Below are 16,778 nucleotides of genomic sequence, written 5' to 3' on the forward strand. Positions count from 1 at the left end.
GGCCTCCTTTTTTAAGCTCAACCAGGGCCTAACGGGCGGGCATCAGGATGGTTCCAAAAAAAAATGCCCAATCTCGGTGTACCTGTCGGCCTTGACTGGCCCGCGAAGTTCATTACCTAGAGCCTATCCTGCAGCCTTCCAGACATCGGCTGACGGGGGAACTTTGGTGCCGGGCCCCTCTGGCGAGAGTTTTACGGCGCTCTCGTGATGTCGGTACCGCCTGCAGCTTAGCCGGCGGATTTTTCATCGATGAACAAGCTCACCATGCCTGACCCGCGTGCCCGTTGTGGCGTGCGGCGTCTTTCCAATTTTTCCACCCTCTTCGACACGATTTGCGGCCGCGAGGTGCGGCCATGAACCAGACTGTGACCTCTAAATCCTCGCTCAGCTATTTCCGCTGGGCTTTCATCGTCACTGCCCTCGGCCTCGTTCTCGGCGCCGTGCTCGGCTGGCAGACGACCGGCACGATCGGCGGCATGGCGACCGTCTTCTTCATCTGCACGGTGCTTGCCGTGCTGGAGATCTCCCTCTCCTTCGACAATGCCATCGTCAACGCCAACAAGCTGAAGGAGATGACGCCGGTCTGGCAGAAGCGCTTCCTCACCTGGGGCATCATCATCGCCGTCTTCGGCATGCGCATCGTCTTCCCGCTGGCGATCGTCGCGATCGCGGCACAGATCGGCCCCTGGGATGCTCTGGTGCTTGCCGCTCGCGAGCCTGCCGAATATGCCCGCATCATGAACGACGCGCACCTGCCGATCGCAGCCTTCGGCGGCACCTTCCTGATGATGGTCGGCCTCAACTATTTCTTCAATCACGAGAAGCAGGTGCACTGGATCGGCGGCCTTGAAAAGATGATGGCGCGTTCCGCCACCATCAAGGGTATCGAGATCGCCTTCGTGCTGGCGCTGATGCTGGTTTTCTCCTGGCTGATCGGCGGCGAGGAAGCCACTGTCTTCGTCCATTGCGCCATCTACGGCCTGCTCACCTTCCTCGCGGTCGAGGTGGTCGGCGGGCTGCTCGATGCCTCGCAGCAGACGATGAGCGCTGCCGCCAAGGGTGGCCTCGGCGCCTTCATCTATCTAGAAGTGCTGGACGCCAGCTTCTCCTTCGACGGCGTCATCGGCGCCTTTGCGCTGACGCAGAACCTCTTCGTCATCGCCATCGGCCTCGGCATCGGCGCCATGTATGTGCGCTCGATGACGATCATGCTGGTGGAGAAGGGAACACTTGCCGAATACCGCTATCTCGAACATGGCGCCTTCTATGCCATCCTGATCCTCTCGGTGATCATGTATGCGCAGACCATGGTGCACATCCCCGAAGTCATCACCGGCCTCGGCGGCGCGGCCTTGATCGGCCTGTCCCTCTGGTCATCCATCCGCCACAACAGGCGCGAAAAGGTGGAGGGTCATGGCATCAGGCAGGAGGAGCTTCACGCCTGACATCGGGTGTCACAGCGCGCCGCGCTGCTGCATCCGTAGGGATAAAAATAAAGCCCGCGACCATCCGGTTGCGGGCTAATTCATTCATGCATGGCTTGAAGGTGTTAGCGGGAGACCTGACCGAAGGAGGCCGGGTCGATGCCGAGCTTCGTGAGATCATTGGCGCGCGGGCGACGGCCTGCTTCGACAGCGGCGCTGACAGCGTTTGCAGCCCCAAGGACGGCGAATGCGCGGCCAAAGAAGCCAGTGCGGATTGAATTGCGAAGTGCGGACATTGTCCTTTTCCTCTTGCTCTATGATTGACTATCCATAGATGGCGTCACGCATAGACCTCCACAATGCTCAGAAAATCACCTCAGCCATGCAAAAAACAGCAGGCCGGCACATGTCTCCATGGCCGGCCTCGAGGGAGGGGTGGATCGTCTTCTTATTTTAGTCTTCGTTTGCCGCAAGTTGCGACAGCACCTGACCTCTGCCGCGCAGCCGCAGGATCAGCGGGATGAGGAAGGCGGCGGCTGCAACGATGAGCAAGCCTGCCGCGATCGGCGACATCACAAGCGTCGTGACGTCGCCCTGGCTGATCGCCAGCGCCCGGCGCAGCTGCTGTTCGGCAAGCGGGCCGAGGATCAGGCCGACGACGGTAGGCGCGATCGGATAGCCGAAGAGCCGCATCACATAGCCGAGCAGGCCAAAAGTGAGCAGCATGCCGAGCTCGAACACGGATGGATTGGCGCCGATTGTCCCAAGCGTCGCAAACAGCAGGATGCCCGCATAGAGCCATGGCTTCGGGATTGTCAGCAGCTTTACCCAGAGCCCGATCATCGGCAGGTTCAGCACCAAAAGCATCGCATTGGCGATGAGCAGGCTGGCGATCAGTCCCCAGACGAGCTGCGGATTGGTGGCAAACAGCAGCGGCCCCGGCTGCAAGCCGTACTGCTGGAAGCCGGCAAGCATGATCGCCGCCGTCGCCGTCGTCGGCAGGCCGAGCGTCAGAAGCGGCACCAGCGTGCCGGCGGCCGAGGCGTTGTTTGCTGCCTCGGGACCGGCCACCCCTTCGATCGCGCCATGGCCGAACTCTTCCGGGTTTTTCGCCAGCCGCTTTTCGGTCGCATAGGAGAGGAAAGTTCCGATTTCGGCGCCGCCGGCCGGCATCGCGCCGATCGGGAAACCGATCAGCGTGCCGCGCAGCCAGGGTTTCCATGAGCGCGACCAGTCCTCAGCGGTCATCCAGAGCGAACCCTTGACCGCCTCGATCTTTTCCGCGATCCGGTTGCCCTGCGCGGCGATATAAAGCGTCTCGCCGATCGCAAACATCGCCACCGCCAAGGTCGTTACCTCGACGCCGTCGAGCAGGTCGGGAATGCCGAAGGAAAGCCTGGCCTGCCCCGTCTGTTGGTCGATGCCGACCATGGCGAGCGCAAAGCCGATAAACAGCGAGGTCAGGCCCCTGAGCGCTGAATCGCCGAAAGCCGAGGAGACGGTGACGAAGGCAAGTACCATCAGCGCGAAATATTCGCGCGGCCCGAAAACCAGCGCCAGCTTGACGATGTAGGGAGCGATGAAGGCAAGCCCGAGCGTCGCGATCAGGCCGGCGACGAAGGAGCCGATCGCCGCCGTCGCCAGCGCCGGTCCGCCGCGCCCGGCGCGCGCCATCTTGTTGCCCTCGAGCGCGGTGACGATCGAGGCGCTTTCACCCGGCGTGTTGAGCAGGATCGAGGTCGTCGAACCGCCATACATGCCGCCGTAATAAATGCCGGCGAACATGATCAGCGAGCCGCCCGGATCGAGTTTGTAGGTGACGGGCAACAGCAGCGCCACGGTGAGTGCCGGGCCGATGCCGGGAAGCACGCCGACGGCGGTGCCCAGCGTCACGCCGACCAGCGCATAAACCAGGTTCATCGGCTGCATCGCAACCAGGATACCCTGCCATAGGAATTCGAATGTGCTCATCTTGGTGTCCCAAGCGGCCTTCCCGACCATCCGATTTCGGGGTCAGGCGCCGCGCAAAATCAAAAGAGCTGACAGCGCGTCCGCGCGGTCAGAAGAACAGATGTTCGAGCGGGCCGGCCGGCAGCGTCAGTTGCAGCAGCTGCGAAAAGATCGCCCAGACGACAAAGCTGAGGACGATGCCAAGCGGCAGCGAGATCCAGAGCTTACGCTTGCCGAAGCCGCGTGCCGTCAGCGCGAAGAGGATGCCGGTCGCGATCGAGAAGCCGGCGACGCGCAAAAGCAGCATCTGGCCGGCAAGACCGGCGACGATCCAGATGACGGGTGCGACTTCCTGCCGGTCACGTTCGGGAAAATCGCCGCGCCAGGCTTCGAAGGCGGTCCAGATCCCGAGACAGAAGAGGCCGAGTGCCACCACTTGAGGCACAGTCGCCGGACCGATGCGGTCGTACTGCGCAATCGTTTTCAGATGCAAGGCATCCCAGGCCATCACGCCGGCGACGACGAAGAGGAAAACGGCAATGATGAACGCCGCCCAATCAGGGCGGCGTTCGGTTGCCGAGGAGGGGCTATCCTCGCTCATTGAACAAGTCCGATATCTTTGAGAATGCCTTCAGTGGCCGAGACATCCTTTTCGAGCTGCGCCTTGAAGGCGTCGCCGGACAGATAGGTGTCGGCCCAGCCCTTGGTCTTCAGGGTTTCCTGCCAGGTGGCGGAGCTGTGCAGTTTCTCGAAATCGGCGGTGACGCTTGCCACCTGCTCTGCCGACAGGCCGGGAGCAGCGGCAACCATGCGCCAGTTCTGAATGGTGACGTCGGTGCCGGCTTCCTTCAGCGTCGGCGCATCGACGCCGTCGATACGCTTGTCGCTGGATACGGCGAGAAGACGGAGCGTGCCCGACTTCACCTGCGATTCGAATTCGCTATAGCTCGAGACGCCAGCCGTGACCTGGCCGCCGAGAATGGCGGCGAGCGCTTCACCGCCACCGGAAAAGGCGACATAGTTGATCTTGGTCGGGTCGACGCCGGAAGCCTTGGCGATCAGGCCGACGGCGATGTGGTCGGTGCCGCCGGCCGAACCGCCGCCCCAGGAAACCGCACCCGGATCTTTCTTCAGCGCCGCGACCAGATCGGCCATGGTCTTGATCTCGGAGGCAGTCGGAACGACGACGGCCTCATATTCGCCGGTCAGACGGGCGATCGGGGTAACGTCCTTGAGCGTCACCGGCGACTTGTTGGTGAGGATCGCGCCGACCATGACATAGCCGCCGACAATCAGCGAATTCGGGTTGCCGGCAGCCTGGCTGCTGAACTGCGCAAGGCCGATGGTGCCGCCGGCGCCCGGAACGTTCTGGACCTGCACGTTGCCGGAGATCTTCTCCTGCTGCAGCGCGGTCTGCAGCGAACGGGCCGTCTGGTCCCAGCCGCCGCCGGGAGCGGCCGGCGCGATGATGGTGTAATCGGCCGCATAGGCCGGCAGCGCGATAGTCGCTGCAAGAAGGGTTGCAATGAACGTATGCTTCACGATGTGTCCTCCGTCGGCGGCTGAGCAGACCGCCTGTTATTCTCAAGGGAATCGGGAGGAATGGCTGCCAGCGGACGCAAGCGTCCTGAATGACGAGCGGAATACCTCCCAAGGCTTCAGCTCTCCGCCTCCACGGAGAAGAAGTAGCCAAAGCGACCACAACAACCTGTCATTTAGCTGACATCGGTGAGATATCCAGAAGGACACGACACTTTTTTGCCGTAATTGGCAGTTGCCGGTCTAAATCCCGGTTCTTCGCTGCCGCATGGCCAGTACTTCTAGTCGCCGCGAAGTATGGCCGCGAGCCTCATCTGGCGAGAGCTACAGGCGGAGCGATCCAAAGCTCTATAAGGAGGGCAAAGCCCACCGAAAGCGCCTTCACTGCATCCGCAGAACCTCGTTCCAATGCGCGATCAGCCGCGCCCGCTTCACCTGGTCGAGATAGACCATCAATCCGGGGCTGACCGGCACCGGCCGCAGTTGGGCGCCGAGCAGTTCCTGCAGCGTATTGGCGGTATTCTCGCCTGCCACCTCGGGGCTGACCGCCGGGATCTGCAGCTCGCGCGCCAGGATCGTCTGCCCTTCCCTCGACATGAAGAAGGTAAGGTAACGCCGACCGAGTTCCGGATCGGCGGCGGCCTGCGGCACCAGCCCGATCCGCGACATCACCACGGTATAATCCTTCGGCAGCACGATGCCGACATCGGGATAGCGCGACGCCCAGTCGGCCGCATAGGAGCCGAGAATATTGTAGCCGAGCACGAAGCGCCCGTCGGCAACGCGTTCGAGGATCGCCGAACTCGTCGAATAAAGCTTGACGCCGGCAGCCCCCATCGCCCCGATCACCGACCAGATGTCGCCGAACTGCTCCTGGTCGCGCGCCATGAAAAGAAAGCCGACGCCCGAGCGCTCGATATCGTAGGTGCCGATCCGCCCATAGACGTCGTTGCCCTTGCGTTTCAGATAATCGACGAATTCAGCCCGCGAGCTCGGCACCGGCTCATGCGCAAAGCTCGGCTTGTGATAGACGAACACCGCCGGCTCGAAGGTGAGCGCATAGGCGGTGTTGCGCCAGTTCGCCCATTTCGGCCATGCACCGCTCATCGGCAGGTTGCTGACCTGGGCATATCCGTCGTTGGAAAGCTTTACCTGCAGGTCCATCGCCGAGGAAAAGGCGAAATCCGCCGTCTTCTTGCCGGCATCCGTCTCCCTGACGATCCGGTCGTAAATATCGCCGGTCAGCATGTCCTCGTATTTGACCGCGACATCGGGATTGGCCTCCAGGAAACCCCGGATCATTGGCTGCGCCAGAGGCTCGTCGAGCGAGGAATAAACCGTCAGCACCGGCGCATCGGCGGTGCCCGATTTTGCCGGATAAAAGGTCTGGTCGGCGTGCGCGAAGCCCGGCCAGAACGCCAGCAGCAAGATGAAAACTCTCCTCATGCAGCAACAATGCCTGAGCCCGCCGGGAGGAGCAAGGGCGCCGGACTAGGCAGCGACCCACTCCATCAGCGCATTCTGCGCATGCAGCAGAAAAGCCTTGGCGATACGGCTTCGGCAGAGCGGATGTTCCATCGCCCCCGCCGTTACCTCCTCGCCGCGCCGAACCGGCGGGCACGGCAGGGAGATCGCACCCTCCGACAAACGATCGAGCAGATACCCTGATCGACAAACTCACTGCATTGGCCGACAAGGCGTCCATCGCCATCCGGGAGCTCAAGGAGCGGGATTGGGCCGACGGAGGAAGCCATTCTCTGGGCGAACGCGGGCGGGCTGAGTGGCATTTGGGGTCGGGGAGCACTTTACTACTAGGCGACCCAACTTCGCGACCTAGGTGTCCCCTATGCATCCAAACCACATTTGAGCTGGTTTGCTCCTATTCAGTTTTGATGCCTGTGTTTAGCGTCACATAATAACGCGCAACAGCAACATCCATCTCTGCAATTACCAGTTGATACACCAATCGGGCACTCTTAGCGCCACCGTCTGAAGCTCTCAACGTAAGATCAATTATTTCCTGGGGTGAGTTGGCCATTCGAAAAGTTGGAGCCACAAGTAGATCATATCCGTCCTTGTTCCATTCAGTGTCACCTTGATCGTCAGATTTTGCTATTTCATCTTCCATTTCACTATCAATTCGCCGCTTTGCATCGGACAGCATTCGTAGGACTTCCTCAAGGTCTCCTTGCCCGATTGGTCTCTTTTGATCGCTCATCCGAGACTTTGCGCGTGTCGTGATCTCCTCTAACTCATGAATGGCCGCCATAGCAGCACCCACAGCGGCGTTGAACTTTTTCGACGGAACCCGCAGAATTTTGGGTGATGGGTCCGGCTCTGCTTTGCGTCGTAGGAAACCAAGCATTGTGTGTTCTCTCGTTCAAGGGGAACCGCCCGGGTTTGCCGGAGACCGTTTGGTTTAAGTTATGCGGCCATGGCTGGCGCGTCCAGCATGACGTAGTATCGTTCTTCAGCTTCGGCTGGTGGAATGTTGCCGATGGGCTCCAGAAGACGGCGGTGCCGCCGCGCCAATGAGGACTTGGCCATCTGCATGCGCGCCTTGTCGACGTCGACTATCCCGGCGCCGACAAGGTTCGTGTCATGATGGATAACCTATCAACCCACACGACCTCCGCCGTCTATCAGACCTTCCCAGCCGCCGAGGAGCGCCGGATTTTGCGACGTCTGGAGTTCCACTACACGCCCAAGCACGCCAATTGGCTCAATATGGTCGAGATCGAGATCGGCGTCCTGTGCCGCCAATGTCTTGACCGCCGCATCGCCAGTCGCGACAGCCTTGAAACCGAGGTCCGGACCTGGCTGCGACGCCGCACCGAAAGGGCCATCGCATCCGATGGATGTTCTCAACACAGCACGCAAGAGCCAAGATGGCAAAATCATATCCAACGCCATCGCTCAGCGAGGCAGGAAAAGTGTGTAGCGGTTTTCCCAGGCAAAGCGCGAAGCGCTTTTGCCGGGAATTGCGTAAAGACAAAAGGATAGAGCGGTTCTGCGCTTCCGTTAAAAGCTGAATCGCTCTAGGTCGCGACCCACTCCATCAGCGCATTTTGCGCATGCAACAGAAAGGCCTTGGCGACGCGGCTTTGGCAGAGCGGATGCGCCATCGCCTCCGCCGTCACCTCCTGGCCGCGCCGAACCGGCGGGCACGGCAGAAAGATCGCATCCTCCCGCAAACGATCGAGCACATCGGCCCCGATCCGGTAGCCGGCGAGCGCGTCCGAGGCGGCATCGCCCGGCCATGAATCGGTGGTGACGACGTCGGCATTCGATAGCTCGCCCATATCGGTGCTCACGCGGAAGCGTCCATTGAGCAACGCGGCGTCGCTGATGTGCCAGTGTTCGGGATAGACCTGCACCACCTCGATCGGCAATGCGATCGACGCTTCGGCCCAGGAGCGGAGGATATTTGCGTCCGCCGCCACGCCAACGACCTTCAACCCATCGATCAAGCCGCGCCGGCTGTTGATATAGGCAAGGTCGCCGAGCGTCTCGCAGGGATGGTTGGAGCGTGTGCGCGCGTTGATGACAGGGACCGGCGAGGCTGCCGCCACCGCCTTCAATGTCGCAAACTCCTTCGTGCGGATCACCAGCATGTCGAACCAGTTGCCGAGATAACCCGAGAGATCGCCGGTTTCCTCCCTGGCATTGAAGCCGATCGGCACATGCACGCAAATACCGCCCATCGCCTGGATGCCGAGATCGAAGGCGGTCGTATTGCGCCAGCCGCCGTCATCGACAATCAGCGCGACGCGTTTGCCCGCAAGGCTCTGCGGCATCGTGCGCTCATCCCAGGCTTTGGCAAGCTCACCGGCGCGACCGATGATCGACCGCAGCCCGGCCTCCGGAATGTCGTGAAACTCCAGAAAATTCCGGGCCAAATCCGTCATCCAAAATCTCCGTCAGCCATGACACGTCACCACAATACCTTTCGCTGGCCTCACGACAATCGCCGAAGCAACCGCGAATCACATTGCATACCGCGTTGGATACCCTGGCGATTCGTCTTCCAAGCCATGCCCCTGGGTCCGGCTCAAGCCTTAAATCGTTCGGCGATCGGTTTTATGATGCCGACACGGGAAGTATCGGCCAAGGCAGAACACTGGGTTTTTCTCCGAAGCAAATTGCCTTTTCATCACAAAGGATTAGTGACTGGCTCCATCCTTCACCCATTTAGAGTATTGATGAAGATCGACGACGTTATATGGTCGCGCTGCCGCGTTAAAACGTCGAGACCGCCCGAATTTCTTATTTCGGGGGACGACTCTATGCGACAAAAACTCTATAAAAAGTTAGACTAAACTGGGAAGATCCATGGGAGGGGTCATGGAACGACGACTGAGCGCTATTCTCGCTGCAGACGTCGTCGGCTACAGCCGGCTGATGGGCATCGATGAATCCGGCACGTTGCAGGCGCTGAACCGCCATCGCTGCGAGCTGGTCGACATTCGTATTTCAGACTACAAGGGCCGGATCGTTAAACTCACCGGCGATGGCATCCTTGCCGAATTCCAGAGCGTGGTGAATGCGGTGGCCTGTGCCGCCGAGATCCAGCGCAGCATGGCCGCCCGTAACGAGAACGTGCCCAAGGACGAGCGCGTCGAATTCCGCATCGGCATCAATCTCGGCGACGTCGTGGTCGAGAACGGCGACATATTCGGAGATGGGGTCAATCTCGCCGCCAGGCTTGAGCGTATCGCAGCGCCGGGCGGCATCGCCGTGTCGGCCTCGGTGCGTGACCAAGTCGGCTCGCGCCTCAATCTTGGCTTCGAATTCATCGGCGAACATATGCTGAAGAACATCAGGCAGCCTGTTCAGGTCTATACCGTCAGCTTGGCGCCGCCTTCCTCCGCCAGATTGGTCGCGCAGAATCGCAATACCTGCTTCATCGCGGTGCTGCCCTTCACCAATATGAGCGGCGATGCCGATCAGGATTATTTCTCCGACGGCATTACCGAAGATATCATCACCGATCTTTCCAAGATCTCCAGCCTGCACGTCGTGCCGCGCAATACCATCTTCACCTATAAGGGCATATCGGTGAAGGTGAAGCGGCTCGCCCAGGAGCTTGGCGTGCGCTACGTGCTCGAGGGAAGTGTACGCATCGTCGGCAATCGCGTGCGCATTTCCGGTCAGCTGATCGATACCGCCAATGGCGACCATCTCTGGGCCGAGCGTTACGACCGCGATATGACTGACATCTTTGCCATCCAGGACGAGATCACCCATGCGATCGTCGGCCAGTTGAAGGTGCGCCTGCTACCGGAAGAGAAGAAGGCGATCGCGACTGAGCCGACCGCCAATGTCGAGGCCTATACCTACTATCTCAGGGGCCGCCAGCTCTCCCACACCTGGACCAAATCCTATCTCCAGCTCGCAAGGCGCATGTTCTGCAAGGCGGTCGAGCTCGATCCGGATTATGCCCGCGCCTATGCCGGCATCGCCGATTGCGACGCGGCGATCCGCGACTGGGCACCTGACGACGTGCCGCTGAGGCGCATCCTCGAGATGAGCGCCCGTGCCCTGGCGCTTGATCCCGACCTTCCCGAAGCCCACGCCTCTCATGGTCTCGCTTTGCATCAGAGCGGCTATGACGATAGGGCGGCGGCGGCCTTCGAACGTGCCCTGGCGCTCGACCCGAACCTCTTCGAGGCGAATTTCCATTATGCCCGGTTCTTCTTCATGCACGGCAACTTTGCCGAATCGGTGCAATATTTCACCCGCGCCGCCGCAATCCGTCCGGACGACTACGTCTCGCCGATCCACCTGATGTCGGCCTACCGCTCGCTCGGCCGGGTGTTGGACACGGAAAACTGGGCGCGCCTCGGCCTGCTGCGCGCCGAACGCGCCCTGAACCTCAATCCGGAAAATTCCGGCCCCGCCCATCGCGGCGCGCTGGCGCTTGCCCATATGGGCGATGCGACAAGGGCACGCGACTGGGCGGCGCGTGCGATCGCCATCGATCCCGACGACATCGTCGCCCAGTATAATCTCGCCTGCGTCTATTCCGTTCTCGGCGACGTCGACCAGGCGATCGATCTGCTGGAGAAGCTGCTGCCGAACAGCTCCGTCTACCATATCAAATGGTTCGACAATGATTCCGATCTCGACAACATCCGCGACGATCCCCGCTTCCGGAAGTTGCTCACCGCCGCAATGATGCAGCGCGAACGGATCGAAAGGACCGGAAGCTAACGCCGGTCTTTCCCGGCGTTCACCCAATCTTCAAAATCGCTGTGACATCGCTACAGCACCTCTGTAATCTCCTATGAAAACAGGGGGACATCTGTGCGCATCCTGCTCACCGAAGACAATATCGCGCTGGCCGACGGCCTGTCGGCGATCTTGCGCGGCACGGGCCATGCCGTTGATGTCGTGCATGATGGTGCGTCTGCCAATGCGGTCATCGCCGCGGAAAATTTCGATCTGGTGATCCTCGACCTCAACCTGCCGGAGATGGACGGTCTCGACGTGCTGCGCGCCATGCGCGCCCGGCAGAATCAGGCCGCCGTTCTCATCCTGACCGCGCGCGGCACGCCGGAAGAGCGGGTGAAGGGGCTCGATCTCGGCGCCGACGATTATCTGATCAAGCCCTTCGACATTGCCGAATTCGAGGCCCGGGTGCGCGTGCTGCTGCGCCGCCAGGCCGGGCTGCGCTCGGCGACGGTCGGCTTCGGCGGCATCTCCTTCGATCTCAATTCCCGCACCTTTTCAGCAGGCGCCACTCCGCTCGATATTCCTGCTCGCGAGCTCGGTCTGCTCGAAATCCTCTTCATGCGGGCCGGCAAGGTCGTCGCCAAGGAAGCGATCATTCAATCGCTGACCGCCTTCGACGACGACATTTCCGCAAACGCCATCGAGCAATATGTCAGCCGCCTGCGTAAGCGCCTGTCGCCGCACGGCCTGACCGTCAAGACCGCGCGCGGCATCGGCTATTATCTCGACAAGCTGCCCGAGGCCTCATGAAAGCCGCCTATTCCCTCCGGCGCCGGCTGCTCTTCTGGCTGCTCGTCTCGACAGCCGTCATCGGTACGCTGGCACTTGCCGATACCTATCGCGAGGCGGTCCAGACCTCCAATATCGTCTCCGACCGCGTGCTCGCCGGTTCCGCGCTGGCGATCGCCGAGCGCGTCGTCGTCGCCGAGGACGGCACGCTGCAGGTCGATATCCCCTATGTCGCACTGGAGATGCTGACCTCGGCCGCGCAGGATCGCGTCTTCTACCGCGTCGACGGCCCGCCGGGCCAATTCATCACCGGCTACCAGTCCCTGCCGGTCCTCAAGAAGACGCCGGGCGATGCCGCCGCCTTCGCCGACGATAGCTTCCGCGGCGAGCCGATCCGCATCGCCACACTCGAACGCTCCGCCTCGACAGGCATCCGCTCTGTGCCCTTCGTGGTGACGGTCGCCGAAACCACCATCGCTCGCCGGCAGCTGGCGCAGGCGATCCTCGTCCGCTCCGCACTCCGTCTCGCCTTCATGATCGCGGGCGCTGCCGTCATCGTCTGGATCTCGGTCACGGTGGCTCTGCGCCCGCTCTACAAGCTCGGCGACGCCATCGGCGAACGCAGCCCCGATGACCTGCATCCGATTGAGCAGACCGTGCCGAGCGAGGTCGAACCGCTCGTCGATACGGTGAACTCCTTCATGGTCCGCCTGCAATCGGCGCTCGATGCGCTCCGCCATTTCACCGGCAATGCCAGCCATCAGCTGCGCACCCCGCTGGCGATCATCCGCACTCAGCTCGCCCTTTCCGCCCGTGCCGGCTCGCTCGACGAGGCCCAAGCGGCGGCACTGAAGGGCGACCAGGCGGTGGCACATGCCGAACGCATCATCGCCCAGCTTCTCCTGATGGCCAAGATTGACGCCGCCACCGCCAAGGAGGCGCTCACCGCCTCCGCCATCGATCTCGCCGCCATTGCCCAGGAGATCACCGGCGAACAGATCCCGACGGCCGCTGTTGCCGGCATCGATCTCGGCTTCGAGGGCGAGAGCCCGGCGATGGTCCGCGCCGAGCCGCTGCTGATCGGCGAAATGCTGCGCAATCTTGCCGGCAATGCCATCGCCTATGCCGGTAAGGGAGCTGAGGTCACCGTCCGCATCATCGCCGCGTCAGAGACGGTCCGCCTCGAAGTCGAGGACAATGGCCCCGGTATTCCGCGCGAGAAGCTGGAAGCAGTGCGCCGGCGTTTTTCGCGCGGCAATGAGTCCGGTGCGCCCGGTGCTGGCCTCGGCCTGCCGATCGTCGAAGAAATCGCCAATCTTTTCAATGCCGCGCTGACGCTGGAGCCGGGCACAGGCGGTAAGGGCCTGAAGGCGGCGGTTACCTTTGCCAAGGCAGCGTAAAAGCCTTTGGCAATTCAAAATGCGACTGCGTCCTTTGCGCGTCTAAAACGACACGCGGCGCTGTAGACCTTTCCGCCTTGCTTTCTTTCGCTGCATTGCACACACTGATCTCGGGAACAGCAAGCCGCACGACGATGCGAGCCGGATAAAAAGAGAAATATGTCGATCAAAGCCAGCATCTATCATCTGACGCATTACATCTATGACAAGCCGGTTCGCCTCGGCCCACAGATCATCAGACTGAAACCTGCCTCGCATTCGAAGACACGGGTGCTCAGCCACTCGCTGAAGGTCACGCCTTCCAACCATTTCGTCAATCTGCAGCAGGACCCCTACGGCAACTACCTTGCCCGCTACGTCTTTCCGGATCCGGTGACCGAGTTCAAGATCGAGGTCGATCTCGTCGCCGACATGACGGTCTACAATCCGTTCGACTTCTTCGTCGAGGAAGAGGCAACCAAGTGGCCGTTCGGATACCCCGAAACGATCCAGGAGGATCTGTCGATCTACATGACGCCGGAGCCGGCCGGTCCGCGCCTCAAGGCGCTGCTGCCGACGCTCGACTGGTCGCCCGACCAGCCGACGGTGGACATGGTCGTCGGCCTGAATGCCCGCCTGCAGCGGCAGATCGGCTATGTCATCCGCATGGAAACCGGCGTGCAGACGCCGGAGGAGACGCTGGAAAGCGCCAAGGGTTCCTGCCGCGACACCAGCTGGCTGCTCGTCCAGATCCTTCGCCATCTCGGCCTCGCCGCCCGCTTCGTCTCCGGCTACCTCATCCAGCTGACGCCGGACCTGAAGGCGCTTGACGGCCCCTCCGGCACCGAAGTCGATTTCACCGACCTGCATGCCTGGGCTGAGGTCTATCTGCCTGGTGCCGGCTGGGTCGGTCTCGATCCGACCTCCGGCCTGCTGACCGGGGAAAGCCACATCCCGCTTGCCGCCACACCGCATTTCCGAAATGCCGCTCCGATTTCCGGCGGTTATTTCGGCGAGGCCGAAACCGAATTCGCCTTCGACATGAAGGTATCGCGCGTCGCCGAGCACCCGCGCATCACCAAGCCCTTCTCCGATGAGAGCTGGGACGAACTCAACGAACTCGGCGAGAAGGTCGATCGTGTCCTCGAAGCCGAGGACGTGCATCTGACGATGGGCGGCGAACCGACCTTCGTTTCGATCGACGATTTCCAGTCCGAGGAGTGGAACACCGCCGCCGTCGGCCCGACCAAGCGCGAAAAGGCCGACGTCCTGATCCGCAAGCTGCAAGAACGCTTCGCCCCCGGTGGTTTCCTGCATTACGGCCAGGGCAAATGGTATCCGGGCGAAAGCCTGCCGCGCTGGACCTTCTCGCTCTACTGGCGCCGCGACGGCAAGCCGGTCTGGCAGAACCTCGATCTGGTCGCCGCCGAAGGCAAGGATACCGGCGTTACCGCCGAGGATGCCGAAAAGCTCCTGACGGCGATCGCCAAGGAGCTGGCGATCAAGCCTGACATGGTGCAGCCGGCCTATGAAGATCCGGCCGACTGGATCATCAAGGAAGGCAACCTTCCCGAAAATGTCGATCCGGCGAATTCGAAGCTGAAGGATCCTGAGGAACGCAACCGCATCGCCCGCGTCTTCGCCCGCGGCCTGACCGTCGCGACCGGCTACATTCTTCCGGTCCAGGCATGGAACGCCAAGGCAGCGGAAAGCCGAGTCTGGGTCAGCGAGAAATGGCGCACCCGCCGCGGCAAGATCTTCCTCGTCCCGGGCGACAGTCCGATCGGTTACCGCCTGCCGCTCGGCACGTTGCCCTATGTTGCCCCGGCGCGTTACCCCTATATCCACCCCGCCGATCCGACGATCCCGCGCGAACCGCTGCCTGATGTTTTTGTACCGGCCGGCCGCGCCATGCCGGAAGCCTCTTTCCATGCCGATGAGAGCAATCGCGGCCGTGTCGAACAGACGCTCGGCGAACTCCGCGGTGCCGTGCGCACCGCCATGTCGGTCGAGCCGCGCGACGGCAGGCTCTGCATCTTCATGCCGCCGGTCGAGCGCATCGAGGATTATCTCGAGCTGATCGCCGCAGCCGAAAACGCCGCAGCCGAACTCAAGCTTCCCGTCCATATCGAAGGTTATCCGCCGCCGCAGGACGAGCGCATCAACGTCATCCGCGTCGCCCCGGATCCCGGCGTCATCGAGGTCAACATTCATCCGGCCTCGAACTGGAAGGACTGCGTCGACATTACGACCGCGATCTACGAGGAAGCGCGCGCCACCCGGCTCGGCGCCGACAAGTTCATGATCGACGGTCGCCACACCGGCACCGGCGGCGGCAACCATGTCGTCGTAGGCGCGGCCAATCCGAACAACAGCCCCTTCCTGCGCCGTCCCGATCTCTTGAAGAGCGTCGTCCTCCACTGGCAGCGCCATCCCTCACTCTCTTACCTCTTCTCCGGCATGTTCATCGGCCCGACCAGCCAGGCGCCGCGCATCGACGAGGCTCGTCACGACAGCCTCTATGAGCTAGAGATCGCCATGGCGCAGATCGCTGCCCCCGGCAGCGGCCAGCAACCGCTGCCCTGGCTCGTCGACCGCCTGTTCCGCAACCTTTTGACCGACGTCACCGGCAATACCCACCGTGCCGAGATCTGCATCGACAAGCTGTTCTCGCCCGACGGCCCGACCGGACGGCTCGGCCTCATCGAATTCCGCGGCTTCGAGATGCCGCCAAATGCGCGCATGTCGCTTGCCCAGCAATTGCTGGTGCGTGCGCTGATCGCCCGTTTCTGGGTCAATCCGGTCGACGGCAACTTCGTCCGCTGGGGCACGACCCTGCACGACCGCTTCATGCTGCCGCATTTCGTCTGGACCGATTTCCTCGATGTGCTTGCCGACCTTCGCCAAAACGGCTTCGACGTCAGCCCGGAATGGTTCAAGGCCCAGCTCGAATTCCGCTTCCCCTTCTGCGGCGAAGTCGAATATGAGGGCTCGAAGCTGGAATTGCGCCAGGCGCTGGAGCCATGGCATGTCATGGGCGAGGAAGGCGCGCCGGGCGGCACCGTCCGCTACGTCGACAGCTCCGTCGAACGCCTTCAGGTGCGGCTCGAAACCAGCAACACTGCGCGTTATACCGTCACCTGCAATGGCCGCACCCTGCCGCTGACGCCGACCGGCACCGCGGGCGTGTCGGTCGCCGGCGTCCGTTACAAGGCGTGGCAGCCATCCTCCGGTCTGCATCCTGTCCTGCCGATCAACACGCCTTTGACGTTTGACATTTATGATACATGGTCGAAGCGTTCGATCGGCGGCTGCATCTATCATGTTGCCCATCCGGGCGGCCGGACCTATGACACCTTCCCGGTCAACGGCAACGAAGCGGAAGCAAGGCGGCTCGCCCGCTTCGAGCCGTGGGGACATACGGCGGGCGGTTATATCCCGCACGCCGAGACGGGTTCGCTTGAATTCCCGCTGACGCTGGATCTGAGGCGGCCCGCCGGAATTTAAGGCCGAGGGTTAGGGC

12 protein-coding genes and 2 pseudogenes are annotated in these 16,778 nt (G+C 61.8%); 6 read left to right on the plus strand and 8 right to left on the minus strand.

What is annotated here, in order from left to right; genetic code table 11:
* Positions 1 to 353: 353 nt before the first annotated feature.
* Positions 354 to 1,445 (plus strand): DUF475 domain-containing protein, encoded by a 1,092-nt coding sequence (locus ACM5SV_RS20705; protein WP_012758965.1) that lies wholly within the window; start codon positions 354 to 356, stop codon positions 1,443 to 1,445.
* A 104-nt stretch (positions 1,446 to 1,549) separates the two neighbouring features.
* Here ACM5SV_RS20705 and ACM5SV_RS20710 read toward each other — a convergent pair whose 3' ends face one another.
* The 7 genes and pseudogenes from ACM5SV_RS20710 to ACM5SV_RS20740 form a co-directional block, all read right to left on the minus strand.
* Positions 1,550 to 1,720, minus strand: a complete 171-nt coding sequence (locus tag ACM5SV_RS20710; protein ID WP_012758966.1) for a hypothetical protein — start codon at positions 1,718 to 1,720, stop codon at positions 1,550 to 1,552.
* A gap of 157 nt (positions 1,721 to 1,877) precedes the next feature.
* Positions 1,878 to 3,395, minus strand: coding sequence for a tripartite tricarboxylate transporter permease (locus ACM5SV_RS20715; protein WP_012758967.1), 1,518 nt, complete (start codon positions 3,393 to 3,395; stop codon positions 1,878 to 1,880).
* A gap of 88 nt (positions 3,396 to 3,483) precedes the next feature.
* Positions 3,484 to 3,975: a tripartite tricarboxylate transporter TctB family protein gene (locus ACM5SV_RS20720; protein WP_017995177.1), complete on the minus strand. Its 492-nt coding sequence runs from the start codon at positions 3,973 to 3,975 to the stop codon at positions 3,484 to 3,486.
* Positions 3,972 to 4,916, minus strand: coding sequence for a Bug family tripartite tricarboxylate transporter substrate binding protein (locus ACM5SV_RS20725; RefSeq protein WP_113547282.1), 945 nt, complete (start codon positions 4,914 to 4,916; stop codon positions 3,972 to 3,974). Before ACM5SV_RS20725 ends, ACM5SV_RS20720 begins: the two co-directional genes overlap by 4 nt.
* A 378-nt stretch (positions 4,917 to 5,294) precedes the next feature.
* The gene (locus ACM5SV_RS20730) at positions 5,295 to 6,341 is read right to left on the minus strand and encodes an ABC transporter substrate-binding protein (protein WP_222014763.1); all 1,047 of its coding nucleotides are present in this window, start codon (positions 6,339 to 6,341) and stop codon (positions 5,295 to 5,297) included.
* Between the two features lie 63 nt (positions 6,342 to 6,404).
* Positions 6,405 to 6,572, minus strand: a pseudogene (locus ACM5SV_RS20735) (ornithine carbamoyltransferase); the annotation flags it as partial.
* 220 nt (positions 6,573 to 6,792) lie between these two features.
* Positions 6,793 to 7,278, minus strand: a complete 486-nt coding sequence (locus tag ACM5SV_RS20740) for a hypothetical protein (protein WP_020487030.1) — start codon at positions 7,276 to 7,278, stop codon at positions 6,793 to 6,795.
* A gap of 156 nt (positions 7,279 to 7,434) precedes the next feature.
* On the opposite strand from ACM5SV_RS20740, the pseudogene ACM5SV_RS20745 reads away from it, so the two are divergent.
* A pseudogene (locus tag ACM5SV_RS20745) lies at positions 7,435 to 7,828 on the plus strand (transposase); the annotation flags it as partial.
* A 123-nt stretch (positions 7,829 to 7,951) separates the two neighbouring features.
* On the opposite strand, the gene ACM5SV_RS20750 reads toward ACM5SV_RS20745, so the two are convergent.
* On the minus strand, positions 7,952 to 8,821 hold the full coding sequence (locus tag ACM5SV_RS20750) for an ornithine carbamoyltransferase (protein WP_012758972.1): 870 nt from the start codon (positions 8,819 to 8,821) through the stop codon (positions 7,952 to 7,954).
* A 436-nt stretch (positions 8,822 to 9,257) separates the two neighbouring features.
* Between ACM5SV_RS20750 and ACM5SV_RS20755 the strand changes: the two genes are divergently transcribed.
* The 4 genes from ACM5SV_RS20755 (at position 9,258) to ACM5SV_RS20770 (ending at position 16,762) form a co-directional block, all read left to right on the plus strand.
* Positions 9,258 to 11,126 (plus strand): adenylate/guanylate cyclase domain-containing protein, encoded by a 1,869-nt coding sequence (locus ACM5SV_RS20755; RefSeq protein ID WP_033179665.1) that lies wholly within the window; start codon positions 9,258 to 9,260, stop codon positions 11,124 to 11,126.
* A 93-nt stretch (positions 11,127 to 11,219) separates the two neighbouring features.
* Positions 11,220 to 11,897, plus strand: coding sequence for a response regulator transcription factor (locus tag ACM5SV_RS20760; RefSeq protein WP_171605510.1), 678 nt, complete (start codon positions 11,220 to 11,222; stop codon positions 11,895 to 11,897).
* Positions 11,894 to 13,276 (plus strand): sensor histidine kinase, encoded by a 1,383-nt coding sequence (locus tag ACM5SV_RS20765; RefSeq protein ID WP_012758975.1) that lies wholly within the window; start codon positions 11,894 to 11,896, stop codon positions 13,274 to 13,276. The genes ACM5SV_RS20760 and ACM5SV_RS20765 overlap by 4 nt, the downstream gene beginning before the upstream one ends.
* A gap of 159 nt (positions 13,277 to 13,435) precedes the next feature.
* Entirely contained in the window at positions 13,436 to 16,762 is a 3,327-nt protein-coding gene (locus ACM5SV_RS20770) for a DUF2126 domain-containing protein (protein ID WP_017995183.1), read from the plus strand.
* Positions 16,763 to 16,778 lie beyond the last annotated feature (16 nt).

This window comes from Rhizobium sp. CRRU65 (assembly GCF_048551595.1).
GTDB classification, from domain to species: domain Bacteria; phylum Pseudomonadota; class Alphaproteobacteria; order Rhizobiales; family Rhizobiaceae; genus Rhizobium; species Rhizobium leguminosarum_J.